2 protein-coding genes are annotated in these 969 nt (G+C 67.3%); one reads left to right on the top strand and one right to left on the bottom strand.

All coding sequences use genetic code 11. From position 1 onward, the window contains the following. Nucleotides 1–59 precede the first annotated feature (59 nt). Entirely contained in the window at nucleotides 60–680 is a 621-nt protein-coding gene (locus tag ACOADB_RS13100) for a TetR/AcrR family transcriptional regulator (protein WP_378599173.1), read from the top strand. Here the strand turns inward: ACOADB_RS13100 and ACOADB_RS13095 are convergent. Next, nucleotides 673–894, bottom strand: coding sequence for a hypothetical protein (locus ACOADB_RS13095; RefSeq protein ID WP_378599170.1), 222 nt, complete (start codon nucleotides 892–894; stop codon nucleotides 673–675). The genes ACOADB_RS13100 and ACOADB_RS13095 overlap by 8 nt on opposite strands. Between the last annotated feature and the right edge of the window lie 75 nt (nucleotides 895–969).

The following is a 969-nucleotide window of genomic DNA, read 5'->3' as shown; positions in this document are numbered from 1 at the left end:
CGACAGAATGCTACAGTTGTGTAGTAAATGGAAGACCTTCGCTGATCTAGGGTGTGTTCATGTCCGACCTGGCCCGGAAGAGACGGCCGTACGCCGCCCGCGTTCCGATGGCCGAACGCCGCGAGCAGCTCCTCGACGCCGCCTTGAGGATCATCGATCGCGACGGGTACGACGGGGTCTCGATCGACGCGATCGCGAAGGAGGCCGGCGTCACCCGACCCGTCGTGTACGGCGCCTTCGAGAGCCTCGGCCCGTTGCTGATGGCCCTGCTCGAGCGCCAGCAGCAACGCGCCCTGCTGCAGCTGTTCGGCGCCCTTCCCCACGACCTCGGGGACGGCAAGCCGGCCGACCTCATCCGTCAGGCCGGGCCGCCCCTGCACCAGATGCTGCTCGACGACCCGGTGACCTGGCGGGCGATCCTGCAGAGCGCCACCCACGCACCGGAAGCGGTGCGCGAGCGCGTCGAGGCCGACCGCGAGCAGGTCCGGCTCGCCGTCGAACGGCTGGTCGCCGGGGCCCTCGGACGCAAGGCGGACTCAGAAGTGCTGTCGCACGCGCTCATCGCCGTGCTCGAGCGGTTCGGGCAGCTCGTCATCGCGGATCCGGAACGCTTCACCGCCGAGCGACTGACCGAAGCGGTCGTCGCCCTGCTGGGGCCGGCGCCCCGACGCGTCACTTGAGCGTGATGTCGCTGAAGATCAGCAGCGGCCAGGCGACGATCTCCCCGAGGTAGGAGAAGAACGCGTCCGGGCCGTAGAGGCCGTCGAGGTGCTTCTGGTGGGCGTCCGCCCACAGGACGCCGACGATCACGTAGGGAATGCCCAGCCAGATCGCCACGATGAACAGGTCCTTGACGGTGATCGGCTTCTTCTCGGTCTCGGTCGAGGTCGTCATGGAATCCACCGTAGGTGAATCCGGGCGCAATTGCTACATGTGTGTAGTAATTAGTCCGGTCTCCCCGGAGGGCGA

It is taken from the genome of Nocardioides sp. CPCC 206348 (assembly GCF_048654705.1).
Lineage (GTDB): Bacteria > Actinomycetota > Actinomycetes > Propionibacteriales > Nocardioidaceae > Nocardioides.
The sequence above is the reverse complement of the archived record's forward strand: the minus strand, read 5'-3'. Positions and strand labels throughout refer to the sequence as shown.